Genomic DNA, 22,498 nt, shown 5'->3' with positions numbered 1-22,498 from the left:
GCTAAGTCGCATTTGGCCTTATTCGGCCGACCTTCGGCGCCACACAGGTACAGGGACGATGAGCCAGTCGCAATTCAGTCTGTTGGGCAAGCGGCGTTTTCTGCCGTTTTTCGTGACGCAATCGCTGGGCGCGTTCAACGATAACGTCTTCAAGCAATCGCTGATCCTCGCCATTCTCTACAAGCTCAACATCGACGGTGACCGCTCCATTTGGGTCAATCTGTGCGCGATGCTGTTCATCCTGCCGTTCTTTCTGTTTTCGGCGCTGGCCGGCCAGGTGGGCGAGAAATACCCCAAGGACCAGTTGATTCGGGTGATCAAGCTCGCCGAAATCGTGATCATGGCGGTGGGCGCCACTGGGTTCATGTTCAACCATCTGTGGATGATGCTTCTGGCGCTGTTCGCCATGGGCACCCACTCGGCGCTGTTCGGGCCGGTCAAGTATTCGATCCTGCCGCAGGCGTTACGGCCCGAAGAGCTGGTCGGCGGCAACGGCCTGGTGGAAATGGGCACCTTCCTGGCGATTCTGGCCGGCACCATCAGTGCCGGCGTGATCATGTCCAATTCCCACTACGAGCCTATCGTCGGCGTGGCCATCGTCGCCATCGCCGCGCTGGGGTACCTGGCCAGCCGCGGGATTCCGCGCACGGCGGCGTCGACGCCCGGCATGCAGATCAAGTGGAACATCTTCACCCAGACCGCCGCTACCTTGCGCATGGGGCTGGGACAGACCAAGGCGGTGTCGCGCTCGATCGTCGGCAACTCGTGGTTCTGGTTCGTCGGGGCCATCTACCTGACCCAGATTCCCGCGTATGCCAAGCAGTGGATGGATGGCGACGAAACCGTGGTGACCTTGATCCTCACGGTATTTTCGGTCGGCATCGCCCTGGGCTCGATGCTCTGCGAGCGGCTGTCCGGGCGCAAGGTGGAGATCGGCCTGGTGCCGTTCGGCGCCTTCGGCCTGACCTTCTTCGGCCTGTTGCTGTGGTGGCATTCGGGCGGCTTCCCGCCTGGCGATACGGCCTTGGGCTGGACACAAGTCCTGGCGATCGGCCAGGCCTGGTGGGTGTTGTTCGATATCCTCGGCCTGGGGGTGTTCGGTGGCTTCTATATCGTGCCGCTGTATGCACTGATTCAGTCGCGAACCCCCGAGCATGAACGGGCGCGGGTGATTGCCGCCAACAACATTCTCAACGCGCTGTTCATGGTGGTGTCGGCGATTGTTTCGATCGTGCTGTTGAGCGTGGTCAAGCTGTCGATCCCGCAGCTGTTTCTTGTGGTGTCTTTGCTCAACGTGCTGGTCAGCGTGTACATCTTCCGCATCGTGCCGGAATTCACCATGCGCTTTTTGATCTGGCTGCTCGGGCATTCGATGTACCGGGTAGAGCACCGCGGTCTTGAACTGATTCCGGAGGAGGGCGCGGCGCTGCTGGTGTGCAACCATGTGTCGTTCGTCGATGCATTGCTGATCAGTGGTGCGGTGCGGCGGCCGATTCGCTTCGTGATGTATTACAAGATCTACCGGCTGCCGGTGCTCAACTTCATCTTCCGCACCGCCGGGGCGATCCCGATTGCCGGGCGCAGTGAGGACCTGGCGGTTTACGAGCAGGCATTCGCGCGTATTCAGGCGTACCTGGCGCAGGGCGAACTGGTGTGCATCTTCCCTGAGGGCAAGCTGACGGCCGACGGCGAAATCAACGAGTTCAAGGGTGGCGTCACCACTATTCTCAAGTCCAGCCCGGTGCCGGTGATCCCCATGGCGCTGCAAGGGCTGTGGGGCAGTTTTTTCAGTCGCGACCCCAACAAGGGCGTGTTCCGTCGGCTGTGGTCGCACGTCACGGTGGTCGCCGGGCAGCCGGCGGCGGCCGATGCGCTGCTGCCCGGGCGCTTGCGCGAACAGGTACAGGTGTTGCGCGGCGACCTTCGCTAGCGACGCGCTCACAGCGTGATTCAGCGCTCCACGAAAGCCTGCTCGGTGCGCGCCGCCATGATGAAATCATTGCGGTGCAGCCCCTTGATCGAATGGGTCCACCAGGTCACGGTGACCTTGCCCCACTCGGTCAGCAGCGCCGGGTGGTGATCTTCGGCTTCGGCCAGTTCGCCCACGGCATTGGTAAATTCCAGTGCCTGGCGAAAATTCTCGAAGCTGAAGCTCTTCTCCAGTTGTTCGATACCGTACCGATTCTCTACCTGCCAGCCGGGGAGCTGGCGCAGCAGGGCGGGCAACTGGGCGGCTTCGACGCGGGGGGAGTCGCTGCGGCAGGGTTCGCATCGGGCTTTGTCGAGGGTCGTCATCGGGCACTCCTGAGTAGTTGAAGTCGGCGTTGCCGACGAACGGTAGATCCACTGACCGGCGATCACCGTAACGGACAAGCGGTCAATTTTGTCATCTATTCTTTACACGGTTCCCCGCATTCGCCCATCGCTCGATGCGTGCCTCATGACAATAAGGATTGGCCATGCGAATCAAGGTTCATTGCCAGAATCGAATCGGCATTCTGCGCGACATCCTCGACCTGCTGATTGCGCAGGATATCCAGGTGTCGCGTACCGAAGTCGCAGGCAATAACAACGACGTGCTGTACCTGCGCTGCCCGCAACTGACGCGCGACGGTTTGCAGGCGATATCTGCAGCGTTATCGGCTGTGGCGGGTGTGATCAGCTTGCGTAGCGTGCACCTGATGCCCAGCGAGCGCCAGCGTACCGAACTTGACACCCTGCTGGGCGCGCTGCGCGACCCGGTGCTGTCGATCGATCGCGACGGTGCCATCGTCGCCGCCAATCGTGCCGCGGTGCAAATGCTCGAAGTGCCTGTCGATCAACTGCATGGCCTGGAGCTGTCGCACTACACCGATGCTGCGCACTTGCCGGACCTGCTCGGCGCCAACGCCTCGGCGGTTCAGGGGCTGCGGATGAACGTCTGCGGTGACGCCTATCTGGCCGATATCGCCCCGCTGGACGCACCAGTCGCCGAGGAAGACAGCCTGGCCGGTGCGGTACTGACCCTGCACCGTGCCGATCACGTGGGCGAGGGCATCTATCAGGTGCGCAAACGCGAGCTACATGGTTTCGACAGTATCTTTCACAGCTCGCGGGCTCTGACGGCGGTGGTCGAAGCGGCGCAGCGCATGGCCACGGTCGATGCACCGCTGCTGATCAGTGGCGAGCCCGGCACCGGCAAGAAACTCCTCGCCCGCGCCTGCCATTTCCTCAGTCCGCGGGCCCAGGCACCCTTCATGGTGCTCAACTGCGCCGATTTGTCGGAGCCGATGATCGACACCGAGCTGTTCGGCTACGGCCCGGCGGCGTTCGAGGGCGCGCGCAGCGATGGCCGCCTCGGGCTGTTGGAACTGGCGGCCGGCGGCAGCCTGTTGATTGACGGCGTCGGGGCGTTGAGCCCGCGCCTGCAGGCCAAATTGCTCAGCTATCTGCAGCAGGGCTGGTTCTGCCGGGTCGGCAGCGAGGAGCAGGTGGCGCTGGATGTTCGCATTATCTGTTCGACCCAGATCGATCTGGCCGCCAGCAGCGAGCTGGGCGAATTCGGCCAGGAGCTGCACCGGCGCCTCAGCGTGCTGACCCTGGATATTCCGCCCTTGCGCGACTGCATGGACGGCCTCGGCGAGCTGGAGCGGCATTTTCTGGCTCAGGCGAGCCATCAGATCGGCTGCCCGCTGCCGACGTTGTTGCCCAGCGCGCAAGACCGGCTGCGGCTGTATCACTGGCCAGGCAATGTGCGCCAGCTCGAAGACGTGCTGTTCCAGGCTGTGGCCTTGAGCGCAGGGCGCTTGATCCGCGCCGAGCATTTGCGCCTGGCGGATTTCGGCGAGCAACCGCCGCTCGGCGAGTTTTCTCTGGATGGCGACCTGGGCGAAATCGTCGGGCGCTTCGAAAAGGCCGTGCTCGAACGCCTGTATCGCGATTTCAGCACCAGCCGCTCGCTGGGCAAACGCCTGGGGGTTTCCCATACCACCATCGCCAACAAACTGCGGGCCTATGGCGTCAGCGAAGGGCATTGAACGCATTGGCCGCGGTGAACCTTTTACGCGCCCATCCCTCGCATGAATAATTGGCTACCCTTGTTTTACTACCATTGTCGAATGGCCTTTAGCGGGGATCCGGCTTACAACACGGCCATACAAAAACAACGATTGTGCTGAGGAACCTTATGATGAGTGCGGCTTCCCTTTATCCGGTTCGCCCCGACGTAGCGGCTAGTACCTTGACGGACGAAGCGACCTACAAGGCGATGTATCAGCAGTCGGTGATCAACCCCGACGGTTTCTGGCGCGAACAGGCCCAGCGTCTCGACTGGATCAAACCCTTTACCACGGTCAAACAGACGTCCTTCGACGATCACCATGTCGATATCAAATGGTTTGCCGACGGGACGCTCAACGTTTCCCATAATTGCCTGGACCGCCACCTCGCCGAGCGCGGCGATCAGATAGCGATCATCTGGGAGGGCGATGACCCTTCGGAACACCGCAACATCACCTACCGCGAGCTGCACGAGCAAGTCTGCAAGTTCGCCAACGCCCTGCGCGGTCAGGACGTGCACCGCGGCGACGTCGTGACTATCTACATGCCGATGATTCCCGAGGCCGTGGTGGCGATGCTGGCCTGCACGCGCATCGGCGCCATTCACTCCGTGGTATTCGGCGGCTTCTCGCCCGAGGCCCTGGCCGGGCGCATCAGCGACTGCCAGTCCAAGGTGGTGATCACCGCCGACGAAGGCCTGCGTGGCGGCAAGCGCACGGCGCTGAAGGCCAACGTCGACCTGGCGCTGACCAACCCGGACACCAAAAGCGTGCAGAAGATCATCGTCTGCAAGCGCACTGGCGGCGACATCGCCTGGCACCAGCATCGTGACATCTGGTACGAAGACCTGATGAAGGTCGCTTCCAGTCATTGCCTGCCCAAGGAGATGGGCGCCGAAGAGCCGCTGTTCATCCTTTACACCTCCGGGTCCACCGGCAAGCCAAAAGGCGTGCTGCACACCACCGGGGGCTATCTGGTGTATGCCGCGCTGACCCACGAGCGGGTGTTCGACTACAAGCCTGGTGACATCTATTGGTGCACCGCCGATGTGGGCTGGGTCACCGGCCACAGCTACATCGTCTACGGGCCGCTGGCAAACGGCGCCACCACCTTGCTGTTCGAAGGCGTGCCCAACTACCCGGACATCACACGGCTGTCGAAAATCATCGACAAGCACAAGGTCAACATCCTCTACACCGCCCCTACGGCGATCCGCGCCATGATGGCGGAGGGCACCAAGGCGGTCGAAGGTGCAGACGGTTCGAGCCTGCGCCTGCTCGGCTCAGTGGGTGAGCCCATCAACCCCGAGGCCTGGAACTGGTACTACAACACCATCGGCAAGCAGCATTGCCCGATCGTCGACACCTGGTGGCAGACCGAAACCGGCGGCATTCTCATCAGCCCGCTGCCGGGTGCAACAGGCCTCAAGCCGGGCTCGGCGACCAAGCCGTTCTTCGGCGTGGTGCCGGCGCTGGTCGACAACCTGGGTAACATCATCGAAGGCGCCAACGAAGGCAATCTGGTGATCCTCGACTCCTGGCCGGGTCAGTCGCGCACGCTGTATGGCGATCACGACCGTTTCGTCGACACCTATTTCAAGACCTTCCGCGGCATGTACTTCACCGGCGACGGTGCCCGGCGCGATGAGGATGGCTACTACTGGATCACCGGGCGGGTCGACGACGTGCTCAACGTGTCCGGGCACCGCATGGGCACGGCCGAGATCGAAAGCGCCATGGTCGCCCATCCGAAAGTGGCCGAGGCGGCGGTGGTGGGCGTGCCCCATGACCTCAAAGGCCAGGGCATTTATGTCTACGTCACTCTCAACGGCGGCGAAGAGCCCAGCGAGTCCTTGCGCCTCGAACTGAAGAACTGGGTGCGCAAGGAGATCGGTCCGATCGCTTCGCCGGATGTCATCCAGTGGGCGCCTGGCCTGCCCAAGACCCGTTCGGGCAAGATCATGCGCCGTATCTTGCGCAAGATAGCCACCGGGGAATACGACGCGCTCGGCGATATCTCCACCTTGGCCGATCCGGGAGTGGTACAGCACCTGATCGAGACGCACAGGACCATGAAAGTCGCTTGACCTCGGTCCCAGTGGGAGCGGGCTTTGCCCGCGAAGCCTTTGATTCGCGTCGTTGCGACAGGCGTCTTCGCGGGCATGCTCCGCTCCCACTGGGTTTTTGGTGATTTCAGAATATCCGTTTTTAGTCAACTCCCACTCGGCGCCAACTTGGTGCATCTATAACTACTTGTCGCATTGAAGAAATATCGGCCGGCCATCGGTCGTTAAAATGCGCGTCAATTGTCGACCCTGATCGACCACCGATTTCATTCTTTGTCGTATCCCCTCGCATACTGGGTTCGCCCCCATTCTGCTTTTTACTGCCCGCTTTCGTTGGAGTCTTCACCTATGAAGAAGCTCGCCCTGTTTGGTGCCCTGGCATTGTCCGTGCTGTCGATGTCGGCCTTCGCCGATGAAAAACCGCTGAAGATCGGTATCGAGGCTGCTTATCCTCCGTTTGCGTCCAAGGCTCCGGATGGCAGCATCGTCGGCTTCGACTACGACATCGGCAACGCCCTGTGCGCCGAGATGAAGGTCAAGTGCACTTGGGTCGAGCAACCGTTCGATGGCCTGATCCCGGCGCTCAAAGTGCGCAAGATCGACGCCATCCTGTCGTCCATGTCGATCACCGACGAGCGCAAGCAATCGGTGGACTTCACCAACAAGTACTACAACACCCCGGCGCGCCTGGTGATGAAGCAGGGCACCACGGTCAGCGACAGCATGGCCGAGCTCAAGGGCAAGGTCATCGGCGTGCAGCGTGGTTCGATCCACGAACGTTTCGCCACCGAAGTGCTGCAGCCGCTGGGTGTCGAGGTCAAGCCCTACAGCTCGCAGAACGAAATCTACCTGGACGTCAGCGCCGGTCGCCTCGACGGTACCCTGGCTGACGCCACGCTGCTGCAGGACGGTTTCCTCAACACCGACGCCGGCAAAGGCTACGCTTTCACCGGTCCGGCGTTCACCGACGCCAAGTACTTCGGTGACGGCATCGGCATCGCTGTGCGCAAAGGCGACCAGGCTGACCTCGACCGCTTGAACGCTGCCATCACCGCGATCCGCGCCAACGGCACCTACAAGAAGATCCAGGACAAGTACTTCGACTTCGATATCTACGGGCAATAACCATATCGCAGGCAGGCCCCCTCGCTACAGGGGCTGTAATGGTGTGCGCTGCGGGCTTTGGCGTGGCGCACGCCATTGTTCGTTTTGCTGAAGAACATTCTGCTGGAGAACATTTCGATGACCAATGGCTTTTGCCTGTGCTGAGCGGTTACGGTGCCGTCATTCTCGACGGAGCATGGCTGACGCTGGAGCTGGCTTTGTGTTCGATGGCGCTGGCCATCGCCCTGGGGCTGATCAGCGTCGCCATGCGCCTGTCGCCGGTGCGCTGGGTGGCATGGTTGGGCGACCTGTATTCGACGGTGATCCGCGGCATCCCCGACCTGGTGTTGATACTGCTGATCTTCTACGGCGGCCAGGTGCTGCTCAATACCGTCGCGCCGCTGTTGGGGCATGACGACTACATCGACCTCGATCCGCTGGTGTCGGGCATCTTCACCCTGGGCTTCATTTTTGGCGCCTACCTGTCCGAGACCTTTCGCGGCGCGTTCATGGCCATCCCCAAGGGCCAGGCCGAAGCGGGTATCGCCTATGGCATGAGTCGGCTGAAGGTGTTCTTCCGGGTGCTGGTGCCGCAGATGATTCGCCTGGCGATCCCGGGGTTCACCAATAACTGGCTGGTGCTTACCAAGGCTACGGCGCTGGTGTCGGTAGTCGGCCTGCAAGACATGATGTTCAAGGCCAAGCAGGCCGGTGACGCTACCGGCAAGCCCTTTACCTTCTACCTTGCCGTGGCGGGCATGTACCTGGTGCTGACCAGCGTGTCGCTGCTGGTGCTGCGCTGGGTCGAGCGCCGCTATTCGGTGGGCGTGCGGATGGCCGATCTGTGAGGGGGTTGCTGTGATATTCGATTACCACGTGGTCTGGGCCAATCTGCCACTGTACTTCTGGGGCATGCTCGAAACCCTCAAGCTGCTGGGCATTTCGCTGTTTTTCGGCTTGCTGGCGGCCTTGCCGCTGGCGCTGATGCGGGTCTCGAAGAACCGCCTGATCAACTGGCCGGCGTGGTTCTACACCTACGTGATCCGCGGCACGCCGATGCTGGTGCAGTTGTTTCTGATCTACTACGGTCTGTCGCAGTTCGCCGCCGTGCGCGAGAGCCTGTTCTGGCCGCTGCTCAAGAGCGCGACCTTCTGCGCCTGCCTGGCGTTTGCGATCAATACCAGTGCCTACACCGCCGAGATCATTGCAGGCAGCTTGCGCGCCACGCCGCCGGGCGAGATCGAGGCCGCCCGCGCCATGGGCATGTCGCCGCGCCAGCTGTATCGGCGCATCCTGCTGCCCTCGGCCTTGCGCCGGGCGCTGCCGCAATACAGCAACGAGGTGATCATGATGCTGCAGACCACCAGTCTGGCGTCCATCGTTACCCTCATGGATATCACCGGTGCTGCGCAGACGGTCTACGCCAAGTATTACTTCCCGTTCGAGGCGTACATCACCGCCGGGGCGTTCTATCTGTGCCTGACCTTCATCCTTGTCCGCCTGTTCAAGCGCGCCGAGCGCCGCTGGCTGGGCTACATGGCGCCGCGTCACTGAGCCTTTTTCGTCACAGGCGCCCGAGCGCCGATTGAGACCGCTGAATATGTACAAACTCGAAGTCCAGGACCTGCACAAACGCTACGGCAGCCACGAGGTGCTCAAGGGCGTGTCGCTGGCCGCCAAGGCCGGCGATGTCATCAGCATCATCGGCTCCAGCGGTTCGGGCAAGAGTACGTTCCTGCGCTGCATCAACCTGCTGGAGCAACCCCATGCCGGGCGTATCCTGCTCAATAACGAAGAGCTGGCGCTGGTGCCTGGCAAGGACGGCGCGCTGCGGGCTGCCGACCCCAAACAGCTGCAACGCTTGCGTTCGCGGCTGGCCATGGTGTTCCAGCATTTCAACCTGTGGTCGCACATGACCGCCCTCGAAAACGTCATTGAAGTGCCGATGCACGTGCTCGGCATGAGCAAGCGCGAGGCGCTCGAAAAGGCCGAGCATTATCTTGCCAAGGTTGGCGTCGGGCACCGCAAGGATGCCTATCCCGGCCACATGTCCGGTGGCGAGCAGCAGCGGGTGGCGATCGCCCGGGCGCTGGCGGTGGAACCCGAGGTGATGCTGTTCGACGAGCCCACTTCAGCGCTCGATCCCGAGCTGGTCGGCGACGTACTCAAGGTCATGAAAGGCCTGGCCCTGGAAGGCCGGACCATGGTGGTGGTCACGCACGAGATGGGCTTTGCCCGAGAAGTGTCCAATCAGCTGATTTTTCTCCATCAGGGCCGTATCGAGGAGCAGGGCGATCCACGTCAGGTGTTGAGCAATCCGCAGTCCGAACGTTTGCAGCAGTTTCTATCCGGCAGCCTCAAATAGGCCGGATCGAGCATTGATACAGTTCGCCGCTGCCACCGGGCGAAGAAACAAGGCATGCTGCGTACCTCGCGGTTTGACCGGATGGATTTCCAGGGTGCCCAGGCATCCGGCCAGCGACATTGAACAGGTTTCGGACCGTATCCCATGACAGCCCAACGAATTGGTTTTCTGATCTGGCCCAGCGCCAAGGCCCTGACTTTGGCCCTGGCCGAAGAAGCCTTGCGTGTCGCCCAGCGGGTGCATCCGGATGTCAGCTACGAGCTGTTGTTCCTGCAGGCCGAAACGCCGATTGAGGGGAGCGCCTGGCGCTTGCCGGGCGAGCCGTGGGCGGGGCGCCTGGAGGGTTGCAGCAAGCTGTTCCTGTTGGCGGACGAACCACCGGCAGCCCTGAGTGGCGCCCTGAGCAGCGCGCTCAAGCAGCTTGTGCGCAGTGGTTGTGTCATCGGCGGGCTGTCGGCCGGGGTCTATCCGCTGGCGCAACTGGGGCTGCTGGACGGCTATCGGGCGGCGGTGCACTGGCGCTGGCAAGATGATTTCGCCGAGCGCTACCCCAAGGTCATCGCGACCAGCCACTTGTTCGACTGGGACCGCGACCGCATGACCGCCTGTGGCGGGCTGTCGGTGCTCGACCTGTTGCTGGCGGTGCTGGCCCGTGATCACGGCGCCGAGCTTGCCGGTGCGGTGTCGGAAGAACTGGTGGTCGAGCGTATCCGCGAGGGCGGTGAGCGCCAACGCATTCCGCTGCAGAATCGCCTGGGCTCCAGCCATCCCAAGCTGACCCAGGCCGTGTTGCTGATGGAAGCCAACATCGAAGAGCCGCTGACCACCGATGAAATCGCCCAGCACGTGTGCGTGTCGCGACGCCAGCTGGAGCGGATCTTCAAGCAGTACCTCAATCGCGTCCCCAGCCAGTACTACCTGGAGCTGCGCCTGAACAAGGCCCGGCAGATGCTCATGCAGACCAGCAAATCGATCATTCAGATCGGCCTGTCCTGCGGCTTCTCGTCGGGGCCGCACTTCTCCAGCGCCTATCGCAACTTCTTCGGCGCCACCCCCCGCGAAGACCGCAACCAGCGGCGCAGCAGCAGCCCGTTCGAGCTATCCCCGGTGTCTGCCGAGCGCGGCTAAAGGCTCCCAAGCGTCCCCCGTGGCAACGTCGGCTGAACAGCCGTGCCATTCGGCCTCACAGCGTTTAAACTGCGCTTTTGTGACGGTATATGTCGCATCGTCGACAACCTCTTTGCAGGCCGGGTGTGCCGCTATAAGAAGTTGTCGCTTGGCGGCAAGGCCCGCTCGCGTGCAGTCCTTACAATCCTTTTACCGCCTGCCGTCCTCGGCCGGCGTTTCTCTCCAGGAGACTCTGATGTCCGTTGAGCATGCTCAGGTGCAACGCGCCGATTTCGACCAGGTAATGGTTCCCAACTATGCACCGGCCGGGTTCATCCCCGTACGTGGCGCGGGCTCTCGAGTCTGGGACCAAGCTGGGCGCGAGCTCATCGACTTCTCCGGCGGCATCGCCGTCAACGTGCTGGGCCACGCCCATCCGGCGCTGGTCGGCGCACTGACCGAGCAGGCCAACAAGTTGTGGCACGTGTCCAATGTGTTCACCAACGAGCCGGCCCTGCGCCTCGCCAAAAAACTGGTCGACGCCACTTTCGCCGAGCGCGTGTTCTTCTGCAACTCCGGCGCCGAAGCCAACGAGGCCGCCTTCAAGCTGGCCCGCCGCGTGGCCAGTGACAATTATGGTGCCGAGAAGTACGAGATCATCGCCGCCACCAACAGCTTCCACGGCCGCACCCTGTTCACCGTCAGCGTGGGCGGCCAGCCCAAGTATTCCGACGGTTTCGGTCCGAAAATCACCGGCATCACCCATGTGCCTTACAACGACCTGGCTGCCCTCAAGGCCGCCGTATCCGACAAGACCTGCGCCGTCGTGCTGGAGCCGATCCAGGGCGAGGGCGGCGTCTTGCCGGCCGACAAAGCCTACCTTGAAGGTGCCCGCGCGCTGTGCGATCAGTTCAACGCACTGTTGGTATTCGATGAAGTGCAAAGCGGCATGGGGCGCAGCGGCGAGCTGTTCACCTACATCAACTATGGCGTGACTCCGGACATCCTCTCCAGCGCCAAGAGCCTGGGTGGCGGATTCCCCATGGGCGCCATGCTGACTACCGAAAAACTGGCCAAGCACTTCTCCGTGGGCGTGCACGGGACCACCTACGGTGGCAATGCCTTGGCCTGCGCGGTGGGCGAGGCGGTGATGGACGTCATCAATACCCCTGAAGTGCGTGCCGGTGTTCGCGCCAAGCACACGCGCTTCGTGACCCGCCTGCAAGCCATCGGTGAAAAGTACGGCGTTTTCAGCGAGGTCCGTGGCATGGGGCTGTTGCTGGGCTGTGTGCTGACCGATGCCTGGAAAGGCCGGGCCAAGGATTTCTTCAACGCTGCCGAACAGCAGAACCTGATGATCCTGCAAGCGGGCCCCGACGTCGTGCGCTTCGCCCCGAGCCTGGTGATCGAAGACGCCGACATCGACGAAGGCCTGGATCGTTTCGAGCGTGCCGTCGTACAGCTTACCCGGGCCTGATCAAGGCCGATCAACGGCAGCAGGCATCGCTTGCTGCCTGTTCAAGATTCAATGACAGGAGTGACACCCATGCTGGTCATGCGCCCCGCGCAAACGGCTGATCTGGACGAGGTCAAGCGTCTGGCTGCCGACAGCCCCATCGGTGTTACTTCGCTGCCGGACGATATCGAGCGCCTGGGCGACAAGATCGCCGCATCGGAAGCGTCGTTTGCCGCCGAAGTCAGCTTCAACGGCGAAGAAAGCTATTTCTTCGTCCTTGAAGACACCGCCAGCGGGCGTCTGGTGGGCTGTTCGGCCATCGTCGCTTCGGCGGGTTATTCCGAGCCCTTCTACAGTTTTCGTAACGAGACCTTCGTGCACGCGTCTCGCGAGCTGAAGATCCACAACAAGATTCATGTGTTGTCGCAGTGCCACGACCTCACCGGCAACAGCCTGCTGACCAGTTTCTATGTGATCCCCGATCTGGTGGGCACGCCCTGGTCGGAGCTCAACTCGCGCGGGCGTCTGTTGTTCGTTGCCAGCCATCCCGAGCGCTTCGCCGATTCGGTGGTCACCGAAATCGTCGGCTACAGCGACGAGCACGGCGAATCACCGTTCTGGGATGCCATCGGGCGCAATTTCTTCGACCTCAATTACGCTGCTGCTGAGCGCCTGTGCGGGCTCAAGAGCCGGACCTTTCTCGCTGAGTTGATGCCCCATTACCCCATCTACGTACCGTTGTTGCCCGATGCCGCTCAGGAGGCTATGGGCCAGGTGCATCCGCGGGCGCAGATCACCTTCGATATCCTGATGCGAGAAGGCTTCGAAACGGACCACTACATCGATATCTTCGATGGCGGTCCGACCCTGCACGCGCGCGTCTCGAGCATTCGCTCCATTGCCCAGAGTCGTGTGGTGCCGGTCAAGATCGAAGAAGGCCGGCGCAGTGGGCGCCAATATCTGGTTTCCAACGGCCAGTTGCAGGATTACCGCGCCGTGTTGCTGGAACTCGACTGGGTGCCGGGCAAGCCTGTGGCGCTCGATCTGGCCGCCGCCGAAGCGTTGGGTGTCGGAGAGGGCGTGAGCGTGCGCCTGGTAGCGGTCTGACAGGCATCACGCCTGCCCTAGTGTGTCATTGGTTGAGTGTCGCGGCGGTCGGTTGACCGGCGCTGAGGAGATAGCATGATCGTTCGTCCCGTACGCAGCAGCGATTTACCAGCCCTGCTCGAACTGGCCCGCGGAACCGGGGCCGGGCTGACCACGCTGCCGGCGAATGAGGAGCGGCTGACCCATCGCGTGACCTGGGCCGAGAGGACCTTTCTGGGCGAGGCCGGGCGTGGCGATGCCGATTACCTGTTCGTGCTTGAAGACGACGATGGCAGCGTGGTTGGCATCTCGGCCATCGCTGGCGCGGTGGGCCTGCGCGAGCCCTGGTACAACTATAGGGTCGGCTTGACGGTCAGCGCCTCCCAGGAGCTGAACATCTATCGTGAAATCCCGACCCTGTTCCTCGCCAACGACCTGACCGGCAACTCCGAACTGTGCTCGCTGTTCCTGCGTGAAGACCAGCGCAAGGGCCTCAATGGCCGACTGCTGGCCAAGGCGCGCCTGCTGTTCATCGCCGAGTTCCCGCAGCTGTTCGGGCGCAAGGTGATCGCCGAGATGCGCGGCATGTCCGACAGTGCTGGTCGCTCACCGTTCTGGGAGAGCCTGGGGCGGCATTTCTTCAAGATGGAATTCAGCCAGGCGGATTACCTCAACGGCGTCGGCAATCGAGCCTTCATTGCCGAGCTGATGCCCAAATTCCCACTGTATACCTGCTTCCTCTCGCCGGCCGCGCGGGAGGTCATCGGCCAGGTCCATACCGACACCGAGCCGGCCCTGTCGATGCTCAAGGGCGAAGGGTTCAGCTATCAGGGCTATGTCGACATCTTCGACGCCGGTCCGGCGCTGGAATGCGAAACCGCACGTATCCGTGCCGTGCACGACAGCCAGGTGCTGGTGCTGGCCATCGGTACGCCCGGTGATGACGCGCCGGTGTACCTGATGCACAACCGCAAGCGTGAAGAGTGCCGTGTGGCTGCCGCTCCTGCCCGTGTCGCCGCCGGCACGTTGGTGGTCGACCCGTTGACCGCCAAGCGCCTGCGCATGAGTCCGGGGGATTCGGTGCGGGCCGTCGCCATGTCGAGTCACAAGCCCGGGGAGGCAGGACTATGAGCACGCTTTACGTTGCGGGTCATTGGCTGGACGGTCAGGGTGAGGTGATGCAGTCGCTCAACCCGGTCAGCCAGCAAAGTGTCTGGACGGGCCAGGCCGCTTCGGCCGCCCAGGTGACTCAGGCGGTCCAGGCCGCGCGCGAGGCATTCCCGGCCTGGGCGAGCCTGGCCCTGAGCCAGCGTATCGGCGTGCTTGAAGCCTTTGCCGCGAGCCTCAAGCTGCACGCTCAGTCCCTGGCCCACTGCATCGGTGAAGAAACCGGCAAGCCACTTTGGGAGGCGTCCACCGAAGTCGCCAGCATGATCAACAAGGTCGGCATCTCCATTCAGAGTTACCGCGAGCGCACGGGTGAGAAAAGCGCGCCACTGGCGGATGCCAATGCAGTTTTGCGGCACAAGCCCCATGGCGTGGTGGCGGTGTTCGGACCTTATAATTTCCCCGGTCACCTGCCGAACGGTCATATCGTCCCGGCGTTGCTGGCGGGCAACACGGTGATATTCAAGCCCAGCGAACAGACGCCGAAAGTCGCCGAAATGACCCTGCGCTGCTGGATCGAGGCCGGGCTGCCGGCGGGCGTGCTGAACCTCCTGCAAGGTGGCCGCGACACCGGCATCGCCCTGGCTGCGGAGCCTGGGCTCGATGGGGTGTTCTTCACCGGGTCCAGCGGTACCGGCAACGCCTTGCACCGTCAGTTCGCCGGCCGCCCGGACAAGATTCTGGCACTGGAGATGGGCGGCAACAACCCGCTGGTGGTCGAGGAGGTTGCCGATCTCGATGCGGCGGTCTACGCCATTATCCAATCAGCGTTCATTTCTGCCGGCCAGCGCTGCACCTGTGCGCGCCGCCTCATTGTCCCCGAGGGGGCCTGGGGCGATCGTTTGCTTGAGCGCTTGATCGAGGTCAGCAGCCAGCTGCAGGTGGGCGCCTATGACCAGGATCCACCGCCGTTCATGGGCTCGGTGATCTCCCTGGACGCCGCGCAGTCGCTGCTCGACGCCCAGGCGCAGTTGCTGGCAAAGGGAGCACTGGCGCTGTTGGCCATGACCCAACCTGACCCGCAATCCGCATTGCTGACCCCCGGTTTGCTGGACGTGACGGCAGTCGCCGATCGCCCCGACGAAGAACTGTTCGGGCCGCTGCTGCAGGTGATTCGCTACCACCGTTTTGAAGACGCGCTGATCGAGGCCAACGCCACTCAGTACGGGCTGGCGGCGGGACTGCTGTCGGACTCGGCCGATCGTTACCAGCAGTTCTGGCTGCACAGCCGCGCCGGTATCGTCAACTGGAACAAACAGCTGACGGGCGCGGCCAGTACCGCACCGTTCGGCGGCATCGGCGCTTCCGGCAACCATCGCGCCAGCGCCTGGTATGCGGCGGATTACTGCGCCTACCCGGTGGCGTCGCTGGAGGTCGATACCCTCAGTCTGCCGGTCAGCCTGTCGCCGGGGATTACCTTGTGAGCACCGTTGCCGGGGGCAAGCGCCCTTGCTACATGACGCACGCAAAAATCTGTAGCGAGGGGGCTTGCCCCCTAGAGACCAAGATCACCGTGGCTGGAGAGTTGCGCCGATGAAAGCGTTTGAAGTCAATTTTGATGGTCTGGTCGGCCCGACCCACAACTACGGTGGGCTGTCGTACGGCAACGTCGCTTCCCAGGGTAACAGTCAGTTGGCGTCCAATCCGCGGGAAGCGGCGCGCCAGGGCCTGGCCAAGATGAAAGCGCTGATGGAGCTGGGTTTTGTCCAAGGGGTGCTGGCCCCGCAGGAGCGCCCGGACGTCGCCGGGCTGCGTGCGTTGGGCTTTACCGGGAGTGACAGTCAGGTGATCGAGCGGGCCGCGCGCGATGCCATGCCCTTGCTCATCGCCAGCGCTTCGGCGTCCAGCATGTGGGTGGCCAATGCCGCCACGGTCAGCCCCAGCGCCGACACGAGTGATGGCCGCGTACATTTCACGGCGGCTAACCTCAACTGCAAATACCATCGCAGCATCGAGCACCCGACCACCAGTCGGGTGCTGGCATCGATGTTCAACGACCCCGCGCATTTCGTTCATCACGCCGCCTTGCCAGCGGTTGCGCAGTTCGGAGACGAAGGCGCGGCCAACCATACGCGTTTCTGCCGCCACTACGGTGAACCGGGCGTCGAGTTTTTCGTGTATGGCCGTAGCGCCTTCGACACCCGCTACGCGGCGCCACAGAAGTATCCCGCGCGCCAGACCCTCGAAGCGTCCCAGGCGGTAGCGCGGCTGCACGGCCTGAGCGATGACGGCGTGGTGTTCGCCCAGCAGAATCCAGCGGTCATCGATCAGGGCGTGTTTCATAATGACGTGATTGCGGTGGGTAATGGCGAGTTGCTGTTCCATCACCAGGACGCCTTTCTCGACACGCCAGCGGTGATCGCCGAACTGCACGCTAAACTGGCAAGGCGAGGTGGCGAGTTCCAGGCCATCAGCGTGCCGCGGGCCGATGTTTCGGTGGAAGATGCGGTGCGTTCCTATCTGTTCAACAGTCAGTTGCTGTCGCGAGCCGATGGTTCGATGCTGCTGATCGTACCGCAGGAGTGCAATAACAACCCGCGGGTCTGGGCGTATCTGCAGCAGTTGACGCAGTCGGGTGGTCCGATCGGCGAGGTCAAGGTCTTCGATCTCAAGCAGAGTATGCAAAACGGCGGCGGCCCGGCCTGCCTGCGCTTGCGGGTGGCGCTCAACGAACAGGAACTGGCAGCGGTCAACCCAGGGGTTATCATGACCGCGCAGTTGTACGACACACTGACGCAGTGGGTCGACCGGCATTATCGCGACCGCCTGGGCGAAAGCGACATGGCCGATCCGCAATTATTGAACGAGTGCCGTACGGCACTGGATGAACTGACCGGGATCCTGAATCTGGGTGCGGTTTATCCATTCCAACTCAACTGAGAGAACACAACGATGTCCGACGCCCTGCAACTGATCCTTGAAGATACCGATGGCACCCAGCTGGAAACCTCCTGCACCCGCTTCGCGGTGATCTGGCAAGGCAAGGAAGTGTGGATTCAGCAGGATGGCCGTGGGCAATTGCTCATCGGTGTCGATGTGGAAGAAGGCGACGCCGAATTTGCCAATCTGCTGCTTCGCCCGCTGGCGACCAACCTGGTCAGCCTGCAGCTGGAAATGGAACCCGCCGATGCTGGCGACGAAGATGACGGCCACGTACACGGCCCCGACTGCGGTCACACCCACTAAGGACATCGGCCTATGCTCGCGCTCGGCAAGCTGCTCGAACTGACTCTGGCGGGCCGTGAGCCCGCCGAGAAGATCCAGTTGACCCAAGGCGGCGTGCGTCTGCGCTGGATGGGGGAGGGTGCGCTCGAAGTGCGGCCTCCGGAGGGCCAGGACAATGGCATGGACCTGCTGCTGTCGGCCGGCATCCACGGCAACGAGACCGCGCCGATCGAGCTGCTCGACGAGTTGCTGCACGAGGTGGCTCGCGGCGATCTCAAGGTGCGGGCGCGGGTGCTTTTCCTGTTCGGCAACCCCGAAGCGATTCGTCATGGCGAGCGCTACCTGAAGCATGACGTCAACCGCATGTTCAATGGTCGCCATGAACAGTACAGCGGCAACGAAGCCCTGCGCGCCCACGAGCTGGAACGGCTGGCGTCGGCTTTTTTCAGCGTGCCCGAGCGCACGCGTCTGCATTACGACTTGCACACTGCCATACGAGGCTCGCGCATCGAGCAGTTCGCCTTGTATCCATTTCGCCAGGACTGCGAGCCATCGCGGCTCGAACTGGCGCGCCTGAGCGAGGCCGGCATGCAGGCGGTGTTGCTGCAGAACAAGACGTCCATCACCTTCAGTGCCTATACCCGCGAACAGCTAGCGGCCGAGGCGTTCACCCTGGAGCTCGGCAAGGCCCGGCCTTTCGGCCAGAATCAGCAAGTGGATCTGAGTCGCCTGCGCATCAAGCTGAGCGAGTTGATTGCCGGCACCGAAGTGCCGCAGGCGGACGCTCTGAATGGCTTGCAGCTGTTTCGGGTGTCACGGGAAATCATCAAGTACACGGATGCGTTCCAATTGCACCTGGCGGCGAGCGTGGAGAATTTTACGGAACTGGAGCAGGGCATGCTGCTGGCGGACGATGGCCAGGGCAAGCGCTGGAAGGTCGAGGAGCAGGGCGCGAGGATCATTTTCCCTAATCCAAAGGTTGCCAACGGCTTGCGCGCCGGCATCCTGGTGGTGCCCCATTCGTTATAACGGTGGGAGCGGGCTCTGCCCGCTAATGTTGTATATCGTGCAATCGAAACCTGCTCGATACACCACCGGCAATGCCGGCCTCTTCGCCAGCAGAGCTCGCTCCCCCAGGGAATGTATTGCTCGTTAAACCGCGATCTTCTGCTGCGGCTGCAAGCGGCGCAGTGTGCGCACTTTGTGCAGGGTATCGGCGCAGGTCTTGGCCGCTTCGATGCCTTTGTGCAAGAAGTGATTGAAGAAGTAGGTGTGGTGCTGCTCGCCATCATGGAAGTGGTGCGGGGTCAGTACCACCGAGAACACCGGGACTTCGGTTTCCAGCTGCACTTGCATCAGCGCGCTGACCACGGTCTGCGCCACGAATTCGTGACGATAGATACCGCCGTCCACCACCAGTGCTGCACCGATCACGCCGGCATAGCGGCCGCTCTGGGCCAGCAGCTTGGCGTGCAGGGGGATTTCGAACGCGCCACCGACTTCAAAGAAATCGATATCGGATTCCTGATAGCCCAGGCGGCCCATTTCCTCGACAAAACCTCTACGGCTCTGATCGACGATATCCTTGTGCCAGCAAGCCTGGACAAAGGCGATACGTTCGTTGGGGTGGCTTTTGCTATCGATTGCTGTGGGTTGCATCTACGTCGACTCCTGTTTAATAAAAAAACAGGGCATGGATCGAAGGGGATTTCGTGGCAGGCCAGCCAAGGCAAAATATGCGCGTGGTCGACCCGGTTGCCCATCCCGTTCTCTCTTCATCCGGACTATGACCGTCGGCCCCGGAATCACACCGGGTCTGCTGACCTTGACCGCCACGGGGGCCGCCAAGCGCTCGCGGGCTAGACGCGTTGCGCGTCATTACCGCCGGTGGGGAATCGCACCCCGCCCTGAGAACGTTGCCGTCATCGATTGACGGCGGAGATTTTTTAACACACTTTTTTGAGAAGTGCATCGTTCGCCAGCTAATCATTTTTATCGGCACGCTGCTCGAAAATGCATAAGCCACGAACCATGCGGCCCCTGCAGCGAGGAGGCTTGCCCCCGACAGGCCTATCAGCTACACCCATGTGACTGATCTGTCGAATTGACGGCAAGCCCCCTCGCTACAGAACCTTGGGCGTCATCTGGTAGATTTGATGGTCCGAATAGTACAAACACACTGTACCGCGGCCTCAGGGCCTATATAATGCGGCCCTTTGCCGTCGCAATGTCGATGACGCCTGTGGCTGCCGTCTCCGTGGAAGAACCTAATGAAAAGCGCAGAAATCCGTGAAGCCTTCCTTCGTTTTTTCGAAGAACAAGGCCATACCCGAGTCGCCTCCAGCTCCCTGATTCCGGGCAACGATCCGACCCTGCTGTTCACCAACGCAGGCATGAACCAATTCAAGGATTGCTTCCTGGGCCAGGAAAAACGTGCCTACACCCGCGCCGTCACCAGCCAGAAGTGCGTGCGCGCGGGCGGCAAGCACAACGACCTGGAAAACGTCGGTTACACCGCTCGCCACCATACGTTCTTCGAAATGCTGGGCAACTTCAGCTTCGGTGACTATTTCAAGCGCGATGCCATTACCTATGCCTGGACCTTCCTGACCGGCGTGCTCAAGCTGCCCCAGGACAAACTCTGGGTGACTGTCTACGCCAGCGACGACGAGGCGTACGACATCTGGACCAAGGAAATCGGCGTACCCGCCGAGCGCATGGTCCGTATCGGCGACAACAAGGGCGCGCCGTACGCCTCGGACAACTTCTGGACCATGGGCGATACCGGCCCGTGTGGCCCGTGCACCGAGATCTTCTTCGATCACGGCGCCGACATCTGGGGCGGCCCACCCGGTTCGCCTGAAGAAGATGGCGACCGTTACATCGAAATCTGGAATAACGTGTTCATGCAGTTCAACCGCACCGCCGATGGCGTCCTGCACCCGCTGCCGGCCCCTTCGGTCGACACCGGCATGGGCCTGGAGCGTGTCAGTGCGGTACTGCAGCACGTCAACTCGAACTACGAGATCGACCTGTTCAAGAGCCTGCTGGACGCCGCGGCCAAGGCCATCGGTTGCAGCAACGAAGGCCAGGCCTCGCTCAAAGTGGTGGCCGACCACATCCGCTCGTGCGGTTTCCTGATCGCCGACGGCGTGCTGCCGTCCAACGAAGGCCGTGGCTACGTGCTGCGCCGCATCATCCGTCGCGCCTGCCGCCACGGTAACAAGCTGGGCGCCAACGGCAGCTTCTTCTATCAGATCGTCGCGGCCCTGGTCGCCGAGATGGGCGAAGCCTTCCCTGAACTCAAGGCCCAGCAAGCGCACATCGAGCGCGTGCTCAAGGCCGAAGAAGAGCAGTTCGCCAAGACGCTGGAGCAGGGCCTGAAGATCCTCGAAGTGGACCTGGCCAATCTCAAGGGCTCGGTGGTACCGGGCGACGTGGTGTTCAAACTGTACGACACCTACGGTTTTCCGATGGACCTCACCGGCGACATCGCCCGCGAGCGCAACCTGACCCTCGATGAAGCCGGTTTCGAACGCGAGATGCAGGCCCAGCGCGAGCGTGCCCGTTCCGCCAGCGCCTTCGGCATGGACTACAACAGCCTGGTCAAGGTCGACACTCCGACGCTGTTCAACGGCTACGCCACCCACAGCGAAGAAGCCAAGGTCGTTGCTCTCTATAAAGAAGGCGTGGCGGTCCAGCAGCTGGCCGAAGGCGAGGAGGGCGTGGTGATTCTCGATACCACGCCGTTCTACGCTGAATCCGGTGGCCAGGTCGGTGACCGCGGCTACCTGCAGAGCAATGCCGGGCGTTTCGACGTGCGTGACACCACCAAGACCGGCGGCGCATTCCTGCACCACGGTATTGTGGTGCTGGGCGCCCTCAAGGTCGGCCAGAGCTTCACGGCCACTGTCGATGCCACCGTGCAGCAGGCTACATCGCTCAACCACTCCGCCACGCACTTGCTGCATGCCGCGCTGCGCCTGGTGCTGGGCGATCATGTGCAACAGAAAGGCTCGCTGGTCGACAGCGTGCGCCTGCGTTTCGACTTCAGCCATTTCGAGTCGATCAAGCCGGAGCAGATCAAAGCGCTGGAAGACATCGTCAACGAGCAGATCCGCAAGAACACCCCGGTGGCCACTGAAGAGATGGACATCGAAAGCGCCAGGAAGAAGGGCGCCATGGCGCTGTTTGGCGAGAAATACGGCGACACCGTGCGCGTGCTGACCATGGGCGGCGATTTCTCCGTCGAGCTGTGCGGCGGTATCCACGCCAAGCGCACCGGCGATATCGGCCTGTTCAAGATCATCAGCGAAGGCGGCGTGGCTTCTGGCGTACGCCGTATCGAAGCGGTCACCGGTGCTGGTGCTCTGGCCTACCTGAATGCCGGTGAAGAGCAGCTCAAGGAAGTCGCGCAGCTGGTCAAGGGCAGCCGCGACAACCTGATCGACAAGCTCTCGGCGGTGCTCGAACGCAACCGATTGCTGGAGAAACAACTCGAGCAATTGCAGGCCAAGGCGGCCAGTGCGGCGGGCGATGACCTGTCGGGTTCGGCGGTCGAGGTCAAGGGCGTCAAGGTCCTCGCCGCGCGCGTCGACGGCCAGGACGGCAAGGCGCTGCTCGCGCTGGTCGACCAACTGAAGAACAAGCTCGGTCAAGGTGTGATCCTGCTCGGTGGCGTGCACGACGACAAGGTCGTGCTGGTGGCCGGCGTGACCAAGGAGCTCACCGCCAGGCTCAAGGCCGGCGACTTGATGAAGCAGGCCGCAGCAGCGGTGGGCGGCAAGGGCGGTGGTCGCCCGGACATGGCTCAGGGCGGTGGCGTGGATGCAGCGGCACTGGACGGCGCGCTGGCGCTGACCGTTCCATTCGTCGAGCAAGGTCTCTGAATCACGGCAACGGAGCCTGTTGCCAATCAACAGGCTTTGGCTTTAGCGCATTTGAA

At 62.2% G+C, this 22,498-nt stretch carries 18 protein-coding genes and 1 riboswitch; of the genes, 16 read left to right on the top strand and 2 right to left on the bottom strand.

All coding sequences use genetic code 11. The features are described from left to right. Nucleotides 1–58: 58 nt before the first annotated feature. On the top strand, nt 59–1,930 hold the full coding sequence (locus tag LIX93_RS20265) for an MFS transporter (RefSeq protein WP_226505843.1): 1,872 nt from the start codon (nt 59–61) through the stop codon (nt 1,928–1,930). A 20-nt stretch (nt 1,931–1,950) separates the two neighbouring features. On the opposite strand, the gene LIX93_RS20260 is transcribed toward LIX93_RS20265, so the two are convergent. After that, complete coding sequence (locus LIX93_RS20260) at nt 1,951–2,295, bottom strand: 4a-hydroxytetrahydrobiopterin dehydratase (protein WP_226505842.1); 345 nt, start codon at nt 2,293–2,295, stop codon at nt 1,951–1,953. A gap of 164 nt (nt 2,296–2,459) precedes the next feature. On the opposite strand from LIX93_RS20260, the gene LIX93_RS20255 reads away from it, so the two are divergent. The 14 genes from LIX93_RS20255 (at nt 2,460) to astE (ending at nt 18,582) form a co-directional block, all read left to right on the top strand. Further along, on the top strand, nt 2,460–4,016 hold the full coding sequence (locus LIX93_RS20255) for a sigma 54-interacting transcriptional regulator (protein ID WP_226505841.1): 1,557 nt from the start codon (nt 2,460–2,462) through the stop codon (nt 4,014–4,016). A gap of 152 nt (nt 4,017–4,168) precedes the next feature. Further along, nucleotides 4,169–6,124, top strand: a complete 1,956-nt coding sequence (gene acs / locus LIX93_RS20250; protein ID WP_226505840.1) for an acetate--CoA ligase — start codon at nt 4,169–4,171, stop codon at nt 6,122–6,124. 327 nt (nt 6,125–6,451) lie between these two features. Next, nucleotides 6,452–7,228, top strand: a complete 777-nt coding sequence (locus LIX93_RS20245) for an ABC transporter substrate-binding protein (protein ID WP_226505839.1) — start codon at nt 6,452–6,454, stop codon at nt 7,226–7,228. A gap of 137 nt (nt 7,229–7,365) precedes the next feature. Beyond that, nucleotides 7,366–8,055 (top strand): ABC transporter permease, encoded by a 690-nt coding sequence (locus LIX93_RS20240; RefSeq protein WP_226505838.1) that lies wholly within the window; start codon nt 7,366–7,368, stop codon nt 8,053–8,055. A gap of 10 nt (nt 8,056–8,065) precedes the next feature. Beyond that, nucleotides 8,066–8,761 (top strand): ABC transporter permease, encoded by a 696-nt coding sequence (locus LIX93_RS20235; RefSeq protein ID WP_226505837.1) that lies wholly within the window; start codon nt 8,066–8,068, stop codon nt 8,759–8,761. Between the two features lie 46 nt (nt 8,762–8,807). Then, nucleotides 8,808–9,572, top strand: coding sequence for an ATP-binding cassette domain-containing protein (locus tag LIX93_RS20230; RefSeq protein WP_226505836.1), 765 nt, complete (start codon nt 8,808–8,810; stop codon nt 9,570–9,572). Nucleotides 9,573–9,716: 144 nt separating this feature from the next. Beyond that, nucleotides 9,717–10,700 carry a transcriptional regulator ArgR gene (gene argR, locus LIX93_RS20225; RefSeq protein ID WP_226505835.1) on the top strand — a complete coding sequence of 328 codons (984 nt, stop codon included), beginning with the start codon at nt 9,717–9,719 and terminating at the stop codon, nt 10,698–10,700. Nucleotides 10,701–10,935: 235 nt separating this feature from the next. Next, nucleotides 10,936–12,156 (top strand): aspartate aminotransferase family protein, encoded by a 1,221-nt coding sequence (locus LIX93_RS20220; RefSeq protein WP_226505834.1) that lies wholly within the window; start codon nt 10,936–10,938, stop codon nt 12,154–12,156. Between the two features lie 69 nt (nt 12,157–12,225). Continuing rightward, complete coding sequence (aruF, locus tag LIX93_RS20215; RefSeq protein ID WP_226505833.1) at nt 12,226–13,242, top strand: arginine/ornithine succinyltransferase subunit alpha; 1,017 nt, start codon at nt 12,226–12,228, stop codon at nt 13,240–13,242. Nucleotides 13,243–13,317: 75 nt separating this feature from the next. Continuing rightward, nucleotides 13,318–14,352 (top strand): arginine N-succinyltransferase, encoded by a 1,035-nt coding sequence (astA, locus tag LIX93_RS20210; protein ID WP_226505832.1) that lies wholly within the window; start codon nt 13,318–13,320, stop codon nt 14,350–14,352. Further along, nucleotides 14,349–15,812 carry a succinylglutamate-semialdehyde dehydrogenase gene (astD, locus tag LIX93_RS20205; protein WP_226505831.1) on the top strand — a complete coding sequence of 488 codons (1,464 nt, stop codon included), beginning with the start codon at nt 14,349–14,351 and terminating at the stop codon, nt 15,810–15,812. Before astA ends, astD begins: the two co-directional genes overlap by 4 nt. A 109-nt stretch (nt 15,813–15,921) precedes the next feature. After that, nucleotides 15,922–17,268, top strand: a complete 1,347-nt coding sequence (gene astB / locus LIX93_RS20200; RefSeq protein ID WP_226505830.1) for an N-succinylarginine dihydrolase — start codon at nt 15,922–15,924, stop codon at nt 17,266–17,268. A gap of 12 nt (nt 17,269–17,280) precedes the next feature. Beyond that, nucleotides 17,281–17,574, top strand: coding sequence for a topoisomerase II (locus LIX93_RS20195; RefSeq protein WP_226505829.1), 294 nt, complete (start codon nt 17,281–17,283; stop codon nt 17,572–17,574). 12 nt (nt 17,575–17,586) lie between these two features. Further along, nucleotides 17,587–18,582, top strand: a complete 996-nt coding sequence (gene astE / locus LIX93_RS20190) for a succinylglutamate desuccinylase (protein ID WP_226505828.1) — start codon at nt 17,587–17,589, stop codon at nt 18,580–18,582. 123 nt (nt 18,583–18,705) lie between these two features. Here the strand turns inward: astE and LIX93_RS20185 are convergent, their stop codons facing one another. Then, on the bottom strand, nt 18,706–19,212 hold the full coding sequence (locus LIX93_RS20185) for a 6,7-dimethyl-8-ribityllumazine synthase (protein WP_226505827.1): 507 nt from the start codon (nt 19,210–19,212) through the stop codon (nt 18,706–18,708). Between the two features lie 103 nt (nt 19,213–19,315). Beyond that, nucleotides 19,316–19,472: riboswitch (FMN riboswitch) on the bottom strand. A 351-nt stretch (nt 19,473–19,823) separates the two neighbouring features. Between LIX93_RS20185 and alaS the strand changes: the two genes are divergently transcribed. Beyond that, nucleotides 19,824–22,442, top strand: a complete 2,619-nt coding sequence (gene alaS, locus LIX93_RS20180; RefSeq protein ID WP_226505826.1) for an alanine--tRNA ligase — start codon at nt 19,824–19,826, stop codon at nt 22,440–22,442. The last annotated feature ends 56 nt before the right edge of the window (nt 22,443–22,498 follow it).

The sequence above is a fragment of the Pseudomonas sp. MWU16-30317 genome (genome assembly GCF_020515695.1).
In the GTDB taxonomy this organism is placed as follows: domain Bacteria; phylum Pseudomonadota; class Gammaproteobacteria; order Pseudomonadales; family Pseudomonadaceae; genus Aquipseudomonas.
Note: the sequence above shows the minus strand (reverse complement) of the source record. Positions and strands in the feature narration are given on the sequence as shown.

Bases quoted from the DNA above. Each gene is read 5' to 3' on its own strand.
- astA (WP_226505832.1), top strand. From the start codon at position 13,318: ATGATCGTTCGTCCCGTACGCAGCAGCGATTTACCAGCCCTGCTCGAA.
- acs (WP_226505840.1), top strand. From the start codon at position 4,169: ATGAGTGCGGCTTCCCTTTATCCGGTTCGCCCCGACGTAGCGGCTAGT.
- LIX93_RS20230 (WP_226505836.1), top strand. From the start codon at position 8,808: ATGTACAAACTCGAAGTCCAGGACCTGCACAAACGCTACGGCAGCCAC.
- astB (WP_226505830.1), top strand. From the start codon at position 15,922: ATGAAAGCGTTTGAAGTCAATTTTGATGGTCTGGTCGGCCCGACCCAC.
- aruF (WP_226505833.1), top strand. From the start codon at position 12,226: ATGCTGGTCATGCGCCCCGCGCAAACGGCTGATCTGGACGAGGTCAAG.
- astE (WP_226505828.1), top strand. From the start codon at position 17,587: ATGCTCGCGCTCGGCAAGCTGCTCGAACTGACTCTGGCGGGCCGTGAG.
- LIX93_RS20220 (WP_226505834.1), top strand. From the start codon at position 10,936: ATGTCCGTTGAGCATGCTCAGGTGCAACGCGCCGATTTCGACCAGGTA.
- LIX93_RS20255 (WP_226505841.1), top strand. From the start codon at position 2,460: ATGCGAATCAAGGTTCATTGCCAGAATCGAATCGGCATTCTGCGCGAC.
- LIX93_RS20265 (WP_226505843.1), top strand. From the start codon at position 59: ATGAGCCAGTCGCAATTCAGTCTGTTGGGCAAGCGGCGTTTTCTGCCG.
- astD (WP_226505831.1), top strand. From the start codon at position 14,349: ATGAGCACGCTTTACGTTGCGGGTCATTGGCTGGACGGTCAGGGTGAG.
- LIX93_RS20260 (WP_226505842.1), bottom strand. From the start codon at position 2,295: ATGACGACCCTCGACAAAGCCCGATGCGAACCCTGCCGCAGCGACTCC.
- alaS (WP_226505826.1), top strand. From the start codon at position 19,824: ATGAAAAGCGCAGAAATCCGTGAAGCCTTCCTTCGTTTTTTCGAAGAA.
- LIX93_RS20185 (WP_226505827.1), bottom strand. From the start codon at position 19,212: ATGCAACCCACAGCAATCGATAGCAAAAGCCACCCCAACGAACGTATC.
- LIX93_RS20245 (WP_226505839.1), top strand. From the start codon at position 6,452: ATGAAGAAGCTCGCCCTGTTTGGTGCCCTGGCATTGTCCGTGCTGTCG.
- LIX93_RS20195 (WP_226505829.1), top strand. From the start codon at position 17,281: ATGTCCGACGCCCTGCAACTGATCCTTGAAGATACCGATGGCACCCAG.
- argR (WP_226505835.1), top strand. From the start codon at position 9,717: ATGACAGCCCAACGAATTGGTTTTCTGATCTGGCCCAGCGCCAAGGCC.